Annotated in this window: 18 protein-coding genes; 16 read left to right on the top strand and 2 right to left on the bottom strand. The window is 69.9% G+C overall.

Annotated features, from left to right (window positions below):
• Window positions 1-95: 95 nt before the first annotated feature.
• The 3 genes from secY to map are packed head-to-tail and all read left to right on the top strand — an operon-like array spanning window position 96 to window position 2,844.
• A complete protein-coding gene (secY, locus tag BIU89_RS07225) occupies window positions 96-1,418 on the top strand; it encodes a preprotein translocase subunit SecY (RefSeq protein ID WP_027466722.1) in 1,323 nt (440 codons plus the stop codon).
• Entirely contained in the window at window positions 1,415-2,005 is a 591-nt protein-coding gene (locus BIU89_RS07220) for an adenylate kinase (RefSeq protein WP_071245472.1), read from the top strand. Before secY ends, BIU89_RS07220 begins: the two co-directional genes overlap by 4 nt.
• 59 nt (window positions 2,006-2,064) lie before the next feature.
• Window positions 2,065-2,844, top strand: coding sequence for a type I methionyl aminopeptidase (gene map / locus BIU89_RS07215; protein ID WP_071245678.1), 780 nt, complete (start codon window positions 2,065-2,067; stop codon window positions 2,842-2,844).
• 160 nt (window positions 2,845-3,004) lie between these two features.
• Here map and BIU89_RS07210 read toward each other — a convergent pair whose 3' ends face one another.
• Window positions 3,005-4,282, bottom strand: a complete 1,278-nt coding sequence (locus BIU89_RS07210) for an LCP family protein (protein ID WP_083404231.1) — start codon at window positions 4,280-4,282, stop codon at window positions 3,005-3,007.
• A 294-nt stretch (window positions 4,283-4,576) separates the two neighbouring features.
• Here BIU89_RS07210 and infA point away from each other — a divergent pair, with 294 nt between their 5' ends.
• From infA to glmM, 13 genes are all read left to right on the top strand, one after another.
• A complete protein-coding gene (gene infA / locus BIU89_RS07205) occupies window positions 4,577-4,798 on the top strand; it encodes a translation initiation factor IF-1 (protein ID WP_017885509.1) in 222 nt (73 codons plus the stop codon).
• Window positions 4,799-4,868: 70 nt separating this feature from the next.
• Window positions 4,869-4,985: a 50S ribosomal protein L36 gene (gene rpmJ / locus BIU89_RS17710; protein WP_022903266.1), complete on the top strand. Its 117-nt coding sequence runs from the start codon at window positions 4,869-4,871 to the stop codon at window positions 4,983-4,985.
• Window positions 4,986-5,168: 183 nt separating this feature from the next.
• Complete coding sequence (rpsM, locus tag BIU89_RS07200; RefSeq protein ID WP_017885508.1) at window positions 5,169-5,543, top strand: 30S ribosomal protein S13; 375 nt, start codon at window positions 5,169-5,171, stop codon at window positions 5,541-5,543.
• Window positions 5,544-5,552: 9 nt separating this feature from the next.
• Window positions 5,553-5,951: a 30S ribosomal protein S11 gene (gene rpsK, locus BIU89_RS07195; protein ID WP_017885507.1), complete on the top strand. Its 399-nt coding sequence runs from the start codon at window positions 5,553-5,555 to the stop codon at window positions 5,949-5,951.
• Window positions 5,952-6,156: 205 nt separating this feature from the next.
• Window positions 6,157-7,152 (top strand): DNA-directed RNA polymerase subunit alpha, encoded by a 996-nt coding sequence (locus BIU89_RS07190; RefSeq protein WP_017885506.1) that lies wholly within the window; start codon window positions 6,157-6,159, stop codon window positions 7,150-7,152.
• A gap of 63 nt (window positions 7,153-7,215) precedes the next feature.
• Window positions 7,216-7,794: a 50S ribosomal protein L17 gene (gene rplQ, locus BIU89_RS07185; protein WP_071245471.1), complete on the top strand. Its 579-nt coding sequence runs from the start codon at window positions 7,216-7,218 to the stop codon at window positions 7,792-7,794.
• A 140-nt stretch (window positions 7,795-7,934) separates the two neighbouring features.
• On the top strand, window positions 7,935-9,053 hold the full coding sequence (locus BIU89_RS07180) for an FUSC family protein (protein ID WP_071245470.1): 1,119 nt from the start codon (window positions 7,935-7,937) through the stop codon (window positions 9,051-9,053).
• 76 nt (window positions 9,054-9,129) lie between these two features.
• A complete protein-coding gene (truA, locus tag BIU89_RS07175) occupies window positions 9,130-10,038 on the top strand; it encodes a tRNA pseudouridine(38-40) synthase TruA (protein WP_081827412.1) in 909 nt (302 codons plus the stop codon).
• The gene (locus tag BIU89_RS07170) at window positions 10,035-10,778 is read left to right on the top strand and encodes an MBL fold metallo-hydrolase (RefSeq protein WP_071245467.1); all 744 of its coding nucleotides are present in this window, start codon (window positions 10,035-10,037) and stop codon (window positions 10,776-10,778) included. The genes truA and BIU89_RS07170 overlap by 4 nt, the downstream gene beginning before the upstream one ends.
• 85 nt (window positions 10,779-10,863) lie before the next feature.
• Window positions 10,864-13,941, top strand: a complete 3,078-nt coding sequence (locus tag BIU89_RS07165; protein WP_071245466.1) for an ExeM/NucH family extracellular endonuclease — start codon at window positions 10,864-10,866, stop codon at window positions 13,939-13,941.
• A gap of 330 nt (window positions 13,942-14,271) precedes the next feature.
• On the top strand, window positions 14,272-14,718 hold the full coding sequence (gene rplM / locus BIU89_RS07160; RefSeq protein WP_027466717.1) for a 50S ribosomal protein L13: 447 nt from the start codon (window positions 14,272-14,274) through the stop codon (window positions 14,716-14,718).
• A gap of 36 nt (window positions 14,719-14,754) precedes the next feature.
• Complete coding sequence (gene rpsI / locus BIU89_RS07155) at window positions 14,755-15,240, top strand: 30S ribosomal protein S9 (protein WP_027466716.1); 486 nt, start codon at window positions 14,755-14,757, stop codon at window positions 15,238-15,240.
• 22 nt (window positions 15,241-15,262) lie between these two features.
• Entirely contained in the window at window positions 15,263-16,636 is a 1,374-nt protein-coding gene (gene glmM, locus BIU89_RS07150) for a phosphoglucosamine mutase (protein WP_071245465.1), read from the top strand.
• A gap of 97 nt (window positions 16,637-16,733) precedes the next feature.
• On the opposite strand, the gene coaA is transcribed toward glmM, so the two are convergent.
• On the bottom strand, window positions 16,734-17,678 hold the full coding sequence (gene coaA / locus BIU89_RS07145; protein WP_027466714.1) for a type I pantothenate kinase: 945 nt from the start codon (window positions 17,676-17,678) through the stop codon (window positions 16,734-16,736).
• Between the last annotated feature and the right edge of the window lie 35 nt (window positions 17,679-17,713).

The raw sequence follows: 17,713 nt of genomic DNA, 5'->3' as shown, positions 1-17,713 counted from the left end.
GACAGTGGCCGGCATCCGTCGGCCAGGTCGGCCCTGCCGACCGAAACCGGTCCGGCCGCGATCGACGGCCCCGGTCCCACAAGTTCGGAGTCATCGTGTTCAGAGCGGTCGCGCGCATCATGCGCACCCCTGATCTTCGCAAGAAGATCGGCTTCACCCTCGCGATCATCGCGCTGTTCCGTCTCGGGTCGTACATCCCGGCACCGTTCGTCGACTACGCCGCCGTGCAGAGCTGTCTCGCCAGCGCGTCGTCCTCCGGCGGTCTCTACGACCTCATCAACCTCTTCTCCGGCGGCGCGCTGCTGAAGCTCTCGGTCTTCGCGCTCGGCATCATGCCGTACATCACGTCGTCGATCATCGTGCAGCTCCTGCGTGTGGTCATCCCGCACTTCGACACCCTCTACAAGGAGGGCCAGTCGGGCCAGGCGAAGCTGACGCAGTACACGCGCTACCTCACGATCGCACTCGGTGTCCTGCAGTCCACGACGCTGATCACGGTCGCCCGCTCCGGCGCCCTGTTCGGCACCAACGCCTCCGCGTCCTGCACCTCGATCATCTCGAACGACAGCTGGTACGCCATCATGCTGATGGTCGTCACGCTGACTGCCGGCACCGGCCTCATCATGTGGATGGGCGAGCTCGTCACCGAGCGCGGCATCGGCAACGGCATGTCCCTCCTGATCTTCACGTCGATCGCGGCGCAGTTCCCGTCGGCGCTCTGGGCGATCGAGCAGTCGCAGTCGTTCGAGCTCTTCCTGTTCGTGATCCTGGTCGGACTCGTGATCATGATGGCCGTCGTGTTCGTCGAGCAGTCACAGCGGCGGATCCCCGTGCAGTACGCCAAGCGCATGGTCGGGCGGCGGACGTACGGCGGCAACAACACCTACATCCCCATCAAGGTCAACATGGCCGGCGTCGTGCCCGTCATCTTCGCCTCGTCGCTGCTGTACCTGCCGGCCCTGATCGCGCAGTTCAACCAGCCCTCGGACGGCTCCGAGCCGGCCGCGTGGGTGACCTGGATCCAGAACAACCTGACCTCGGGTGACAACTGGTTCTACATGGTCCTGTACTTCCTGCTCATCGTCGGGTTCACGTACTTCTACGTGGCGATCACCTTCAACCCCGAAGAGGTCGCCGACAACATGAAGAAGTACGGCGGGTTCATCCCCGGCATCCGTGCCGGTCGTCCGACCGCCGAGTACCTCGACTACGTCCTCACCCGGGTGACGCTGCCCGGCTCGCTCTACCTCGGTCTCATCGCGCTCATCCCGCTGGCAGCACTGGCGCTGTTCGGCGCGAACCAGAACTTCCCGTTCGGTGGCGCGAGCATCCTCATCATCGTGGGTGTCGGTCTCGAGACCGTGAAGCAGATCGACTCGCAGCTGCAGCAGCGTCACTACGAAGGGCTTCTCCGTTGAGCGCACGTCTCATCATCGTCGGACCTCCCGGAGCCGGGAAGGGCACCCAGGCCGGCCGCATCGCTGACTCCCTCGGGATCCCCGCGATCTCGACCGGGGACATCTTCCGCAAGAACGTGGCAGAGGGCACCCCACTCGGCGTGCAGGCGAAGGCGATCATGGACGCCGGCGACTACGTGCCGGACTCCCTGACGAACGAGCTCGTGAAGTCCCGGCTGCAGGAGCCCGACGCCGAGCACGGGTTCCTGCTGGACGGGTACCCGCGCACGGTCGGTCAGGTCGAGTACCTCGACGCGCTGCTCGCCGAGCACGGCACCGCGATCGACGCCGTCGTGCAGCTCGTCGCCGACCAGGACGAGCTCGTCGGCCGCCTGCTCAAGCGTGCCGAGGACCAGGGTCGCAGCGACGACAACGAGGAGACGATCCGTCGCCGTCAGCAGGTGTACGCCGAGCAGACGGCGCCCATCGTGGCGGCGTACGGCGAGCGTGGCCTGGTGGTCGACGTCGACGGCCTCGGCGCGATCGACGAGGTCGGCGACCGCATCCAGACGGCACTGGCGGGCCGCGGGCTCTCCGCGACCGTCTGACCAGCGTGGTGCGGTTCAAGAAGCCCTCGATCTACAAGACCCCGGACGAGCTCCGGGCGATGGTCCGGCCGGGCCTGCTGACCGCCGAGGCGCTCGACGCCGTCCGTGCAGCGATCCGCCCGGGCATCACGACCGGCGAACTCGACGCGATCGCCGAGCGCACCATCCGTGACGGCGGCGGCATCCCGAACTTCCAGCTCGTGCCCGGCTACCGCCACACGCTGTGCGTGTCCGTGAACGACGAGATCGTGCACGGGATCCCCGGTGAGCGCGTGCTCGCGCCCGGCGACATCGTGTCGGTGGACGCCGGCGCCGAGGTCGACGGCTGGAACGGCGACAGCGCGTTCACGACGGTCGTGCCCGGTGGCGACGCCACGGTCACCGCAGCGCGGCAGACGCTCTGCGACACGACCGAGCGGTCGCTCTGGCACGGCATCGCCGCGCTCGCCCACGCGAAGAACCTGCACGAGGTCGGCTCCGCCGTGGAAGACGCGATCGACGAGACCGGCGCGTGGGGCATCGTCGAGGACTACACCGGTCACGGCATCGGCCGGTCGATGCACGAGGACCCGCCGGTCTTCAACTACCGCGTCCGTGGTGCCGGCCCTGCCGTCAAGCCGGGGCTGGTGGTCGCCATCGAGCCCATGGTCACGGCCGGCACGATCGACAGCTCGACGGACGACGACGACTGGACCGTCCGCACGCTCGACGGCTCCGACGCCGCCCACTGGGAGCACAGCGTCGCGGTGCACGCGGCTGGGGTCTGGGTGCTCACGGCCGCCGACGGCGGCGCTCGGGGGCTGGCCCCGCTGGGTGTGACGCCCGTCCCGATCCCGTAGGACGGGCCTCCGGTCCGGATCCGGTGCCCACGCTCGGCGTACCTGCGCGACGCGCGCATCTGCGCGACGCGACGGCCGGGAGGCCCGGCTGACGTCCGACGCGTCGCCCACCTCGCGCGGACCCACCCGACCAGTGCCGGACGGACCCCGTGGCGACGGGTCAGTTGCCGACGGAGCAGGTCTCCTCGGAGGCGCTCTGCCCGGTGATCGACGAGGGCAGCGGCGTCGCCGACGCGGTCGGCGTCCGAGTGGCGGTCGCGCTCGGCGTCGCTGACGGCGTGCCGGCGGTCGACGGGGTCCCGGACGAACCCGTGGTGCCGGACGACCCGGTGCCGGTCGAGGTCCCGCCGCCCGACGGCGACTCCTCGGACGCGCGACCGGTGCTCGAGTCGCTCAGCGAGGACCGGACGTCGTTCTGCAGCGCCACGTTCAGGGTGTGGGCCGTCTCCTGGTCGACGATCACCCGGGCGCTGTCGTCGGGGTCGTCGGCCACCGGGTACTGCACGAAGAGCATGTTGGCCGTGCTCATCCCCCGCAGCGCCGCGGCGAGCTTGACCAGGGTGCCGGTCTGGGCCAGGCCGTCGGACAGCGTCATGTTGGACAGGGCGGCACCGGCCAGCTTGTAGAGCGTGATCGGGTTCGAGAGCGTGCCGTCCGAGGTGACCTTGCGGAGGAGCGCCGACAGGAACACCTGCTGCGAGCTGATGCGGGCGAGGTCGCTGCCGTCGCCGACCCCGTGGCGGGTGCGCAGGAAGGCGAGGGCGTCCGAGCCCTCGAGGGAGTGCGAGCCCGTCGTGAGGTGCAGGCCGGTGAACGTGTCGTCGATCGGCTCGGCGACGCACACGTCCACGCCGCCGAGGGCGTTCGACATCTCGATCACGCCGTCGAAGGTGATGAGCCCTGCGTAGGGGATGCTCAGGCCGGTCAGGTTCTCGACCGTGTCCACGACGCAGGAGACACCGCCGTTGCCGAGCGCGGTGTTGAACATCGCCGAGGTGGACGCGGGGTAGGTCGTGCCGGTCGCGGGGTTGGTGCAGGCCGGGATCGGGACCATCAGGTCACGGGGGAAGCTGACCGCGGTGAGCTGTTGGTGGTCCGCCGAGATGTGGATGAGCATCGTGACGTCGTTGCGGGCGCCCTCGACGTCCTCGTCGGAGTCGAACTGGCCGACCCTGGTGTCGCTGCCGATGAGCAGGATGTTCGCCCCGCCCTTGATCGCCGAGATGTCCGCGGTCTTGGCGGTGTTCTGGTCGTCGGTGCTCAGTGCGACGGTCTGCGGGGCGGTGGCGAGCTGCGCCCCGGCGATCGCGGCGACGCTGGTGCCGCTGACGAGCAGGACGGCGACGGTGGCCGCGACGACGGTGACGAGCGTGCCCCAACCCCGACGACGGGCCTGCTTGCCGTGGCTGGCGAAGGGGCGTCGGGTGGCGTCGGGCACGTGTTCTCCGTTCGGTGGTCCGGCGCGAACTGCTGGTGCGGCGGACGTGGCTGCGGAGCCAAACTACGGTTCGCGCGCTGGTGCGCGCCCTGAGCGCGCCGTCAAACCACTGTGGAACGCTCAGCCACGGTTCCGGAAGCCCCAGACGTGGGGTGTTCCGCATCCCCACTTGGCAATTGCGGGTTTACCACATAAGATCGATCTTTGGTGTGTCATGCCCTCTCGGGTGTGGCGACCGACCCGCAGACCGGTTCGGGGATCACACCTGTTCCACAACCAAGCGACAGTGAGGCTATGGCCAAGAAAGACGGCGTCATCGAGATCGAAGGCTCGGTGCTCGAAGCTCTGCCCAACGCGATGTTCCGCGTTGAGCTGACGAACGGACACAAGGTCCTCGCGCACATCTCCGGGAAGATGCGCCAGCACTACATCCGCATCCTCCCCGAGGACCGCGTGATCGTGGAGCTGAGCCCGTACGACCTGACCCGCGGCCGGATCGTCTACCGCTACAAGTGATCCGCGAGCTGGAAAGGAACGGCACGGCAATCCTGCCGAGCACGAAGCCAGCGAGCACGAGGAAAGAACCATGAAGGTCAACCCCAGCGTCAAGCCCATCTGCGAACACTGCCGTGTGATTCGCCGCAAGGGCCGCGTCATGGTGATCTGCAAGAGCAACCCGCGTCACAAGCAGCGCCAGGGCTAGTCCCGGGCGCGTGACCGGCACCGGTGTCCCTCGGACACCAGGCTGCTCGAGCACGACCCACAACTGAAGATCGACAACGCAGTACCAGAACCCGGTCGCACGACGGCCGGGGGACACCTCGGGGCGGAGGCCCGAGCACCGGTACTGCGCCACACCTCCATCGACAACAGGAGCAGCCATCACATGGCACGTCTAGCAGGCGTCGACATCCCGCGCGAGAAGCGCGTGGAGATCGCACTCACGTACATCTACGGCGTCGGCCGTACCCGCGCCGTCCAGGCACTGACGGAGACCGGTATCTCCGGTGACATCCGCGTCAAGGACCTGACCGACGACCAGCTCGTCGCCCTCCGTGACTTCATCGAGGGCAACTTCAAGGTCGAGGGTGACCTCCGCCGTGAGGTCGCCGCCGACATCCGCCGCAAGGTCGAGATCGGCAGCTACGAGGGTCTCCGCCACCGTCGTGGTCTCCCGGTGCGCGGTCAGCGCACCAAGACCAACGCTCGTACCCGCAAGGGCCCGAAGCGCACCGTGGCAGGCAAGAAGAAGGCTCGATAGGAGACCCCGATGGCTACCCCCAAGACTGCCGCGCGCAAGCCGCGCCGCAAGGAGAAGAAGAACGTCGCTGTGGGCCAGGCCCACATCAAGAGCACGTTCAACAACACGATCGTCAGCATCACCGACCCGTCGGGTGCCGTCCTCAGCTGGGCGTCCTCGGGTGCCGTGGGCTTCAAGGGTTCGCGCAAGTCGACGCCGTTCGCGGCGCAGCTCGCCGCCGAGTCCGCTGCGCGTCAGGCGCAGGAGCACGGCGTCAAGAAGGTCGACGTCTTCGTGAAGGGCCCGGGTTCGGGTCGCGAGACCGCGATCCGCTCCCTCCAGGCCGCTGGCCTCGAGGTCGGCTCGATCAACGACGTCACGCCGCAGGCGCACAACGGGTGCCGCCCGCCCAAGCGCCGTCGCGTCTGACGCGAGGAGCAACCGGCCGCGCCCTGCTCGTCCCCTGACCGGATCCGTTCCGGCGAGGGCGGGCAGGGCCCGCGGCCATTCCTGGTCGTTCGATCGCGCACGTGTGTGCGCGTGATCACAACTCAACAGACCCGTCGGGGCCCATGCGGCCCCGTCGTACCGCCAAGTGTCATATAGCGGACACTTCGCCGAAAGGAATCCCACAGTGCTCATTGCACAGCGCCCCACCCTGACCGAGGAGCCGATCTCCGAGCACCGCTCGCGCTTCGTCATCGAGCCGCTCGAGCCGGGCTTCGGTTACACCCTCGGCAACTCGCTGCGCCGCACGCTCCTCTCCTCGATCCCCGGCGCGGCTGTCACCAGCATCCGCATCGACGGCGTCCTCCACGAGTTCAGCACCGTTCCCGGTGTCAAGGAAGACGTCACCGAGATCATCCTCAACATCAAGAGCCTGGTCGTCTCCAGCGAGCACGACGAGCCCATCACGGCGTACCTGCGCAAGCAGGGTGCCGGTCAGGTCACCGCAGCGGACATCTCCGCTCCGGCCGGCGTCGAGATCCACAACCCGGAACTCGTCATCGCGACCCTGAACGACACCGCGCGCTTCGAGCTCGAGCTCACGATCGAGCGTGGCCGTGGCTACGTCTCGGCGACGCAGAACCGTTCCGAGTTCAGCGAAGCCGGTCAGATCCCGATCGACTCGATCTACTCGCCGGTCCTCAAGGTCACCTACCGCGTCGAGGCGACGCGTGCCGGTGAGCGCACGGACTTCGACCGCCTGGTCGTCGACGTCGAGGCGAAGCCGGCCATCACGCCGCGCGACGCCATCGCGTCGGCCGGTCGCACGCTGGTCGAGCTGTTCGGGCTCGCTCGCGAGCTCAACACGGCGGCCGAGGGCATCGAGATCGGCCCCGCGCCGGTCGACGCCGTGCTCTCGAACGAACTGCAGACCCCGATCGAGGACCTCGACCTGTCGGTCCGCAGCTACAACTGCCTGAAGCGGGAGGGCATCAACACGGTGTCCGAGCTCGTCGCCCTGTCGGAGACGCAGCTCATGAACATCCGCAACTTCGGTCAGAAGTCGGTGGACGAGGTCAAGGACAAGCTCACCGAGCTCGGCCTGTCCCTCAAGGACACCGTCCCCGGATTCGACGGCGCCCACTTCTACAGCGGGTACGACGAGGACGAGTCCAACAACTGACCTCGCGCTCACGCGCAAGCGCGCTGACACCGCGCGCACCACTTTCACCACTGGAGAACTGACATGCCGAAGCCCACCAAGGGCCCCCGCCTCGGTGGCGGTCCCGCCCACGAGCGCCTGCTCCTGAGCAACCTCGCCAACGCCCTCTTCACGCACGGTCGCATCACGACCACCGAGACGAAGGCCAAGCGCCTCCGTCCGGTCGCCGAGCGTCTCATCACGTTCGCGAAGCGCGGCGACCTGCACGCGCGTCGTCGTGTGATCAGCATCCTGCGCGACAAGTCCGTCGTGCACACGCTGTTCACCGAGATCGCCCCCCAGGTCGAGGACCGCCAGGGCGGTTACACCCGCATCACGAAGCTCGGCTTCCGCAAGGGCGACAACGCCCCGCTGGCGTCGATCGAGCTCGTCCTCGAGCCCGTCTCGAGCACGCCCGCTCCGGTCAAGCGCAACTCGGCTCCGGCCGCTGCTGCCGCTCCGGTCGACGAGCCCGCCGCTGACGAGACCACCGAGGAGGCCCCGGTCGAGGAGACCGAGACCACCGAGGAGTCCGCTCCGGTCGAGACCGAGTCCGAGACCGAGGCTGCCGCCGAGGTCGAGGCCGACGCCGCCGAGAAGTCGGACGACGCCGACACCAAGTAGTCCGGTGCCCTCCGGGGCGCTGCACCACCACGAGGAAGCCCCCGCGACCCAGGTCGCGGGGGCTTCCTCGCGTCCGAGGCTGGTCACGGGCACGGACGGCTCGGCGTAACGTCCCCGGCCGGGTGCGAGGGAAGGAAGTCATGGCGTTCCAGCACGTTGCGGGTCTGGGGACGAGGGTCTGGCGGTGGAGCCGGACCTCGGGCACGCAGCCGCGCCTGCTGCACGCCGGCAAGGCCGCCGCCGCCGCCGTGATCGCGTGGTTCGTGGCGCGGCACATCCCGGGCGTCGCGGCCGAGTACCCGTACTACGCACCGCTCGGCGCCGTCGTCGCGATGCAGACCACGGTGTTCGCGGGCATCCGGAGTGGCGTGCAGACCCTGGTCGGGATCGCCCTGGGCATCCTCATCGCCGCGTTCACGATGTGGGTCGGCGACCCCGGCTTCCTCGCGATCGCGCTCGCGGTCGGTGTCGGGGTGCTGGTCGGCGGGTTCCGCGTGCTGGGGGAGGGCAGCTCGTGGGTGTCCACCGCGGCGCTCTTCGTGCTGCTCGTCGGCGGCGCGAACGCCGAGGGTTACTCGCTCGGCTACCTCGTGCAGATGGCCGTGGGGGTCGTCATCGGACTGTTGGTCAACTTCCTGGTGTTCCCGCCGCTGCACTTCTGGGACGCCGAACACCGCATCGACGCGGTGAACGGTGTGCTGGCGGACCACCTCGACGGGCTGGCGGCCGTGCTCGAGGAGGGCAAGCGCGACGAGAAAGTGTGGGACCACCAGCAGGACCGCCTGGACCGCGCGATCGCGGACGTGCGGTCGCGGGTGGCGATCGCGCACGAGAGCCGACGGCTCAACCCCCGTGGTGCACTGCGCGGGTCGCGAGCGCGGCTCCAGAAGGACGGCGGACGCTTCCGGGCCCTGGAGCGGGTCGCCTGGTACACGACCGACCTCACCGAACTCGTGGCACGCTCCGGCCCGGTGTCCGAGGGCGTCGGGCGTCCGGACCCGGCGTTCGCCACCCCCATCGCCGAGGCCCTGCGGAAGATCGCCAGCACGATCCGCGGGGACTCCCCGGAGGACCAGGCCGAAGAAGCCATCGCTCGACTCGAGGCAGCGCTCGACGCCTCGCGTGAGAACCCCTCCCACGTCGCGGTCACCTCGGCCGCGCTCGTCGCCCTGCGCGGGATCGTCGAGTCCGAGCGACGCGCCACCGACGACCTCGACACCCGGACGGGTCCGTCGGCGTTCGGTCGTCCGCGGGGCTGAGCGGGCGCGGGCGGTCGCCGTCCGGCAGATCCAGCGCGGGCCGGGAGGCACGGATCACCCCCGCTACGGTGGTCACGTGGACGAGACGGTCGGCTTCCAGGACCCCGACAGCACGGGCGACGTGCGGCTGCGGTTGGACATCGCCTACGACGGGGCGGCGTTCTCCGGGTGGGCCCGGCAGCCCGGGCTCCGGACCGTGCAGGGCGCGCTCGAGACCGCACTCGCCACCGTCTTCACCCGCTGGGGCGAACCGCCGCTGCTCACCGTCGCCGGACGCACCGACGCCGGGGTGCACGCCACGGGGCAGGTCGCACACCTGGACCTGTCGGCGGAGCAGTGGGCAGCGCTCACCGCCAAGCGCGGGACGGGCCGCTCACCGCTCGACGGGCTGCTCAAGCGGGTCAACGGCATCGCGGCACCCGAGGGGGACGTCGTCGTCACCGGTGCCTCGGTGGCGCCCGCCGGGTTCGACGCGCGGTTCTCCCCGCTCTGGCGCCGGTACGAGTACCGGATCGCGGACGCCGACGCCCCGCGCGATCCACGTCGTCGTGGGCACACGGTCTGGCACGCGGCGCGGCTCGATCCGGCAGCGATGGAGCGCGGTGCGCTGACGTTGCTCGGGCTGCACGACTTCGCGACGTTCTGCAAGCCGCGCGAGGGGGCGACGACCATCCGGACGTTGCAGCAGTTCCGCTGGGACCGCGAGCCGGACGGTGTGCTGGTGGCGCGCCTCCAGGCCGACGCCTTCTGCCACTCGATGGTGCGGGCGATGGTCGGCGCGACCATCGCCGTGGGCGAGGGCCGTTTCGGCCCGGACCGCCTCGAGGAACTGCGCGTCGCCGAGGAGCGCACGAGCGCCTTCAAGACGGCGCCGGCGAAGGGACTGACGCTGACCGAGGTGGGGTACCCGGCGGACGCTGAGCTCGCGGAGCGGGCGGAGCAGACCCGGGCCCGACGGTCGGTGGACGGTACCGTCGAGGGATGAGCCCGCGCGAACCCCGTTCCGTCGTGTCCGTCGCCCCCGGAGTCGTCTTCGTCGAGGGCCCGGTGTCCAACTGGGTGGTGCTGGCGGAGGAGGACGGCGTCGCGCTGATCGACGCCGGGTACCCGGCCGACACCGAACTCGTGCTCGACACCGTGCGCGCCGCCGGACACGACCCCGCAGACCTGCGTCGCGTCTACGTGACGCACGGACACGTCGACCACGTCGGCGGCATCCCCGGGATCCTCGAGCGGTACCCCGACGTCGAGGTGCTCGCCCACGCCGACGAGCTCGCCAACGTGCGCGGACCGGAACGGCAGCAGGTCACGCCGGCGGAGATCGGCGGCCGGCTCGCCAGCCCCCGCGTGCTCGCCTGGCTGGCGCGGGCCATCCGATCCGACGCCCTGCGACCCACCACCGTGCCGTCCGCTCGCGCGTTCACCGGTGCGGACTTCGCAGGTCGGGCGATCTCGCCGTTCCCGGCCGTCGGCCACACCGACGGCTCGACCGCGTACCTGCTGCCCGCGGCGGATGCGATCGTCACGGGCGACGCGGTCGTCAGCCGACACGACACCCAGCCGGGGTCGTGGGCCCCGCGCCCGCGGATGATCACACCGTTCTTCACCGCCGACCAGGACCGCGCGCTCGAGTCGGCACGGGCGCTGCCGTTCCCGGCCCTCGTGCTGCCGGGACACGGACCGGCCGTCCGACGTGTGGGCGGGACCTGGATGCCGATCGGCTGATGCCGCGCGATCGGCTGATGTTGCCGAACGCAATCATTTACCTCGACGCAACCTGAATGTCCCCGCAGGTCGGTAGCGTGCGGGCATGGCCAACACCCTCGGGCGCACTCTGCTGTGCGCCACGGCGGCCGCGACGCTCCTCGCGGCCCCACTCGTCACCGTCACCGCAGCGACCGCGAACCCCGAGGGGACCGGCCTCGTCATCGAGGAGGCCTACCTGAAGGCGGGGAGCAAGGGCGCGTTCTACAACGAGAAGTTCGTCGAGATCGGCAACCCGACCGACGCCGCCGTGTCGCTCGACGGGTGGTCGTTGCAGTACCGGTCCGCGACGGGCGCCGGCACGTTCTCGGCCAGTGCGCTCCAGGGCACCGTGCCGGCGAAGGGCACCTTCCTGGTGTCGATGGCGGGCAACGGCGGGGCCAGCCCGGCTGGCGAGGACCTGCCCGCAGCCGACGACACCGCGACGCTCAACCCGTCGGGCACCACCGGCACGCTCGTGCTGTCCGACGCCACCGCACCCCTGGCGCTCGCCGCCGGACCCGTCGCCACCGGCACCGACGGCGTGGTCGACCTGCTCGGCTACGGCGCCTCGAACACGTACGAGTCGGCCGTGCGCACCGTGACCGGGGACAACTCCGTGCCGAACGGCCTGGTCCGCCAGGGCACCACGGACACCGACGTCAACGGGGTGGACTTCACGGTGACGACGACGCTCACCCCGCGGAACGCCGCGGGCGAGACCACGGCACCGACCGCGCCCACGGAACCGACCGACCCGGGTGACGGCGGGACCCCCACGCCCGGCACCCCCGCCGAGACGGTGACCATCGCCCAGCTGCAGGGCACCACGGACACCTCGCCGTACGCCGGCAAGAACGTCACGACCGACGGCGTCGTCACCGCGGTCTACGGCACCGGCGGCTTCAACGGCTACACGATCCAGACCCCGGGCACCGGCGGCGCGATCGACCAAGGCGCCCACACCGCGTCCGACGCCGTGTTCGTCTTCTCGTCCGCCACCGCCGGGCTGGTGCACGAGGGCGACCACGTGCGGGTCACCGGCGCCGTGTCCGAGTACTTCGGCCTGACCGAGCTCACGGTGTCCGGGGCCTCGTCGCTGCAGCAGCTGGACGACAACGTCGCGGCACCGCAGCCGGCCGCGGTCGCGTTCCCGTCGTCCGACGCCCAGCGCGAGTCGCTCGAGAGCATGCTCGTCGCTCCCCAGGGGGCGTACACCGTCGCCGACAACTACACGACGAACCAGTACGGCGAGGTCGTGCTCGCCAGCGGCACGAAGCGTCTGATCCAGCCGACCGAGGTCGGCCGCCCGGGCAGCGCCGCGGCGAAGGCCGTCGAGGCCGACAACGCCGCGCGCAAGGTCACGCTCGACGACGGTGCGAGCACCAACTTCCTGACCCAGGCGAACCAGGGCATCCCGGTGTCGTGGCTCACCCAGGGCCCGGTCACCGTCGGGGCCGCCGCCACCTTCACCGAGCCGGTCGTCCTGGACTACCGCAACAACGGGTGGAAGTTCCAGCCGACCGCGCCGATCACGGGTGCGACCCCGGCCGCCGAACTGCCGGCGTCGTTCTCGAAGGTGCGCCAGCCGGCGCCGCAGGACGTCGGTGGTGACCTGAAGCTCGCCGGCTTCAACGTCCTCAACTACTTCCCGACCACGGGCGACGAGCTCACCGGCTGCAAGTACTACACGGACCGCGCCGGAGACCCCGTCACGGTCAACTCGGGCTGCGACGCCCGCGGTGCCGCCGAGCAGGAGGACTTCCTGCGTCAGCAGGTCAAGATCGTCAAGGCGATCAACGGCCTGGACGCCGACGTCGTCTCGCTCGAGGAGATCGAGAACTCCGTCCGCTTCGGTCAGGACCGTGACGCCGCCGTGGCCACCCTGGTCGACGCGCTCAACGCCGCCACCGGCCAGGACACCTGGGCCTACGCGAAGTCCCCGGCCGTCGTGCCCGCGAGCGAGGACGTCATCCGCCTCGCTCTGATCTACAAGAAGGACCGCGTCGAGCCCGTCGGCGAGTCGACGATCCTGCTCGACGACGCGTTCACGAACGCCCGCCAGCCCGTCGCGGACGCGTTCCGCCCGGTCGGCGGCACCGCGGACGACGACTTCCTGGTGATCGCGAACCACTTCAAGTCCAAGGGCTCCGGCACCGGCGAGAACGCCGACCAGGGCGACGGGCAGGGTGCGTCGAACGCCGACCGCGTCGAGCAGGCGAAGGCCCTGGTGACGTTCTCCACCGACATGCAGGAGCAGTACGGCACCGACAAGGTGTTCATGCTCGGCGACTTCAACGCCTACAGCAAGGAGGACCCGGTGGTGGTCCTCGACGAGGCCGGTTACACCGACCTCGGCCCGGCGCTCGACAGCACCGAGTACTCGTACGTGTTCTCCGGCCTGAGCGGCTCGCTCGACCACGTGTTCGCGTCGAAGGCCGCGCTCGAGACGGTCACGGGCGTGGACATCTGGAACATCAACTCGGTCGAGTCGGTGGGCCTGGAGTACAGCCGCTACAACTACAACGCCACGAACCTGTACGACGACGACGTGTACCGGGCGAGCGACCACGACCCGATCCTGGTCGGCTTCGACCTCGACGCCGCGGGCACCGACCCGGGCACGGACCCGACGCCGGTGCCGACCCCGACCCCGACGCCGGTGCCGACCCCGACCCCGACCCCGGTGCCGCCGGTCGACGGGATCACCCCGCCGGTTGCTCCGGTGGCGCCGTCGGGGTCGCTGTTGACGGAGGCGAACCGTGGTGGGGTGTCGGCTCCGGCGTCGGCTCGTGCGGGGGAGACGATCACGGTGACGGTGGGCACTGCGTCGGCCGGTGACACGGTGAACGTGTGGCTGTTCTCGGAGCCGACGTTGATCGGGACCGCGGTGGTGGCTGCTGACGGGACGGTTCGGGTGACGATCCCATCTGACACGGTGGCTGGTGTGCACCGGTTGGCGGTGACGGCTGCTGACGGGAGTCTGATCGGGTGGACCCCGATCACGGTCACCACGGACGGGCAGCTCGCGTTCACGGGTGCCGCAGGGCTCGGTGCCGGTGCGTTGGTGGCGTTCCTGCTGCTCGCGGCGGGTGCGGGTGTGCTGGTCGTGCGTCGCCGACGTCGGACGGTGGCTGCGGAGTAGTCCCCGCGCCCCACGGGGGTGGATGGTGTGCAGGAATGGTCGGGTCCGCAGTGGGGACCCGACCATTGCTGCGCAGGATGGGCGGTGGGCGCGACCGTGCGACGGACGGGAGGCGCGGTGCGGGGCCGCCCCGCGCCTCCAGGCCGGTAGCGGGACGCGTTTGACCGACGTACCCCGCGTCGGCTAGGCTCTCACCTTGGTCTGTGCGCCCCGCGCGCGGACAGTCAGATGAGCCCTCCAACCGAGGTGTTCCCCGTGCTTCTGCTCGCGGAACTCCCGACCGGAGTGGGATTCACGGACTCCTCACCTCGACACGAAAGCAGCACTCCTGTGACTCGCACGTTCTCACCGAAGCCGGCAGACGTCCAGCACGACTGGATCGTCATCGACGCCACCGACGTCGTCCTCGGCCGTCTCGCCACCCACGCCGCGGCGCTCCTGCGCGGCAAGCACAAGGCCACCTTCGCCCAGCACATGGACATGGGTGACTTCGTCATCATCGTGAACGCCGACAAGGTCGCCCTGACCGGTTCGAAGCTCGCGAAGAAGGTCTACTACCGTCACTCGGGCTACCCGGGCGGCCTGACGGCGACCTCCTACCCGGAGATGCTCGAGAAGCACCCCACCCGCGCCGTCGAGAAGGCGATCCGCGGCATGCTGCCGAAGAACACCCTCGGCCGCGAGCAGCTCAAGAAGCTGAAGGTCTACGCCGGCGCGGAGCACCCGCACGCCGCGCAGCAGCCCAAGCCGTACATCTTCGACCAGGTCGCACAGTAGTTCCGGCCACGACGACTTCAAGGACACAGAAAACTCATGGCTCAGATCGCTGATTCCCTCGACCAGACCCCGGAGAGCTTCACCACGGAGAGCGCACCCGCCGCTGCCGAGGCTGCTCCCCGTCAGATCCTCAACGTCTCCGGCGGTGCCGTCGGGCGCCGCAAGGAGGCCATCGCGCGCGTCCGGCTCGTCCCGGGCTCCGGCACGTTCGTCGTGAACGGCCGCACGCTCGAGGACTACTTCCCGAACAAGCTGCACCAGCAGCTCATCAACGACCCCTTCAAGGTGCTCGAGCTCCTCGGCTCGTACGACGTCGTCGCCCGCATCACCGGTGGTGGCCCCTCGGGTCAGGCCGGCGCGCTCCGCCTCGCCATCGCCCGCACCCTGAACGAGATCGACCGCGAGAACAACCGCGCGACCCTCAAGAAGGCCGGCTTCCTCACCCGTGACGCCCGCGTCATCGAGCGCAAGAAGGCCGGTCTCAAGAAGGCCCGCAAGGCGTCGCAGTTCTCGAAGCGCTAGTCGTCACCGGCTGAAGATCGCCATGCCGCGTCTGTTCGGTACCGACGGGGTTCGTGGTCTCGCCAACGGCGAGCTGACGGCCGCGCTCGCACTGGGTCTTGCCCAGGCGAGCGCGGCCGTCCTCACACACGGACACCATGCCGACGCCCGCCGGGCGTCGGGTCGACCGCGCCCGCGCGCGGTCCTCGCGCGTGACCCGCGCGTCTCCGGCGAGTTCCTCGGTGCCGCCGTCGCGGCCGGGCTCGCCTCGGCCGGCGTCGACGTGCTCGACGCCGGGGTCATCCCCACCCCCGCCGCGGCGTTCCTCGTCGCGGACATCGACGCCGACTTCGGCGTGATGATCTCCGCATCGCACAACCCCGCTCCCGACAACGGGATCAAGTTCTTCGCCACGGGTGGCCGCAAGCTGCCGGACGAGGTCGAGGACCGCATCGAAGCGGCCATGCACGACCACTCCGCACCCACCCCCACCGGCATCGACGTCGGGCGCATCTCGCGGTTCGCCGACGCCGAGGACCGCTACGTGGTGCACCTGCTCGGCACGCTGCCGCACCGGCTCGACGGCATCCACGTGGTGCTCGACTGCGCCAACGGTGCCGCCGCCGGCGTCTCGCCCGAGGTCTTCGTCAACGCGGGGGCCCGCGTGACGCTCATCGGCGCCGACCCCGACGGCTGGAACATCAACGACGGCGTCGGTTCGACCCACATCGACAACCTCGCCCGCGCGGTGCTCGAGCACGGTGCCGACGTCGGCATCGCGCACGACGGTGACGCGGACCGTTGCCTGGCGGTCGACGCCGCGGGCAACGCGATCGACGGTGACCAGATCATGGCGATCCTCGCGCTGTCCCTGCAGGAGCGCGGCCGCCTGAAGGACGACACCCTCGTCGCGACGGTCATGTCGAACCTCGGGCTGAAGCGCGCCATGGCCGACGCGGGCATCACCGTGATCGAGGCCGGCGTGGGCGACCGCTACGTGCTCGAGAAGATGACCGAGGGCGACTACTCCATCGGTGGCGAGCAGTCCGGCCACATCATCTTCAACGAGTTCGCCACCACGGGCGACGGCATCCTGACCGGGCTGCACCTGGTGGCCGAGATGGCGCGGACGGGGAAGTCGCTGCAGGAGCTCGCCTCGTGCATGACCGTGTTCCCGCAGGTGCTGCTCAACGTCCGGGGCGTCGATCGTCACGGGCTCGCCGACCAGGGCGTGCAGGACGCCATCGCCGCCGCCAGCGAGGCGCTCGGGGACAGCGGCCGTGTGCTGCTCCGTCCGTCGGGCACCGAGCCGGTCGTGCGCGTCATGGTCGAGGCTGCCTCGCAGGACGATGCCCAGCGCATCGCCGAGGAGCTCGCCGCCGTCGTGCAGGACCGCCTGGCGCTCGACGCCGCGTAGGGGTTTCCTCCGCAAGACACCGGTGTTCGCCGGTTGAACACGCGCAGACCGCGGTTCAGCTCGCGAACACCGGTGTTTTGCTGTTTCCCCCCCCAGCTCAGATCTTGCGGAGCAGGACCGAGTTCACCTTGTGGTTCGCGCCCTTCTTCAGCACCAGGGTGGCGCGGGAGCGCGTGGGCAGCACGTTCTCGATCAGGTTCGGCTCGTTGATCGCCCGCCAGACCTCGGTCGCCGTCCGTACCGCGTCCTCACGCGAGAGCGAGGCGAACCGGTGGAAGAACGAGTCGGGGCTCGAGAACGCCTCTTCCTGCAGGGCGAGGAACCGGTCGACGTACCAGGACTCGATGTCCTTCGTCTTCGCGTCCACGTAGATCGTGAAGTCGAACAGGTCGGACAGCGCGAGCCGCCCGTGCACCGGGGGCGCCAGCACGTTGAGGCCCTCGACGATGAGCACGTCGGGCTGCCGGACGACGATCTCGGCATCGGGCACGATGTCGTAGACCAGGTGCGAGTAGTACGGCGCGCGGACCTCGGTCGCCCCGCTCTTCACCTGACTCACGAAGCGCAGCAGGGAGCGGCGGTCGTACGACTCCGGGAAGCCCTTCCGGTCCATGATCCCGCGTCGCTCCAGCTCGGCGTTCGGGTACAGGAAGCCGTCGGTCGTCACGAGCTCGACCCGAGGGGTGTCCGGCCAGCGCTTCGTCAGCTCGCGCAGCAGACGGGCGACCGTGGACTTGCCGACCGCGACGGAGCCCGCGACGCCGATGACGAAGGGCGTGCGTCCGGCGCGCTCCCCGAGGAACCGGCTCGTCTCGGCGTGCAGGTTGCGCGCACCGGCGGCGTAGAGCGTGAGCAGGCGGGACAGGGGCAGGTAGACCTCCTGCACCTCCTGCATGTCCAGCCGGTCGCCGAGTCCGCGCAGCTGCACGATCTCGGTCTCGGTGAGCGACAGGTGCTCCTTCGGGGCGAGCTGGGACCACTCGTCACGCGGGATCTCCACGAACGGGGTCGGGTGCGCGACGGCGGTCTCCGAGAACGGCATGGGATCGAGCGTACAGACGGGAGGCCCGGGGCACG

Source organism: Curtobacterium sp. MCBA15_005 (assembly GCF_001864855.1).
In the GTDB taxonomy this organism is placed as follows: Bacteria; Actinomycetota; Actinomycetes; order Actinomycetales; family Microbacteriaceae; genus Curtobacterium; species Curtobacterium flaccumfaciens.
The sequence above is the reverse complement of the archived record's forward strand: the minus strand, read 5'-3'. Positions and strand labels throughout refer to the sequence as shown.

Coding starts and splice junctions, on each gene's coding strand:
- map (WP_071245678.1), top strand. CDS start 2,065: ATGGTCCGGCCGGGCCTGCTGACCGCCGAGGCGCTCGACGCCGTCCGT.
- infA (WP_017885509.1), top strand. CDS start 4,577: ATGGCCAAGAAAGACGGCGTCATCGAGATCGAAGGCTCGGTGCTCGAA.
- BIU89_RS07170 (WP_071245467.1), top strand. CDS start 10,035: ATGAGCCCGCGCGAACCCCGTTCCGTCGTGTCCGTCGCCCCCGGAGTC.
- BIU89_RS07165 (WP_071245466.1), top strand. CDS start 10,864: ATGGCCAACACCCTCGGGCGCACTCTGCTGTGCGCCACGGCGGCCGCG.
- rpsK (WP_017885507.1), top strand. CDS start 5,553: ATGGCTACCCCCAAGACTGCCGCGCGCAAGCCGCGCCGCAAGGAGAAG.
- glmM (WP_071245465.1), top strand. CDS start 15,263: ATGCCGCGTCTGTTCGGTACCGACGGGGTTCGTGGTCTCGCCAACGGC.
- BIU89_RS07180 (WP_071245470.1), top strand. CDS start 7,935: ATGGCGTTCCAGCACGTTGCGGGTCTGGGGACGAGGGTCTGGCGGTGG.
- rpsI (WP_027466716.1), top strand. CDS start 14,755: ATGGCTCAGATCGCTGATTCCCTCGACCAGACCCCGGAGAGCTTCACC.
- coaA (WP_027466714.1), bottom strand. CDS start 17,678: ATGCCGTTCTCGGAGACCGCCGTCGCGCACCCGACCCCGTTCGTGGAG.
- rpsM (WP_017885508.1), top strand. CDS start 5,169: ATGGCACGTCTAGCAGGCGTCGACATCCCGCGCGAGAAGCGCGTGGAG.
- rplQ (WP_071245471.1), top strand. CDS start 7,216: ATGCCGAAGCCCACCAAGGGCCCCCGCCTCGGTGGCGGTCCCGCCCAC.
- rpmJ (WP_022903266.1), top strand. CDS start 4,869: ATGAAGGTCAACCCCAGCGTCAAGCCCATCTGCGAACACTGCCGTGTG.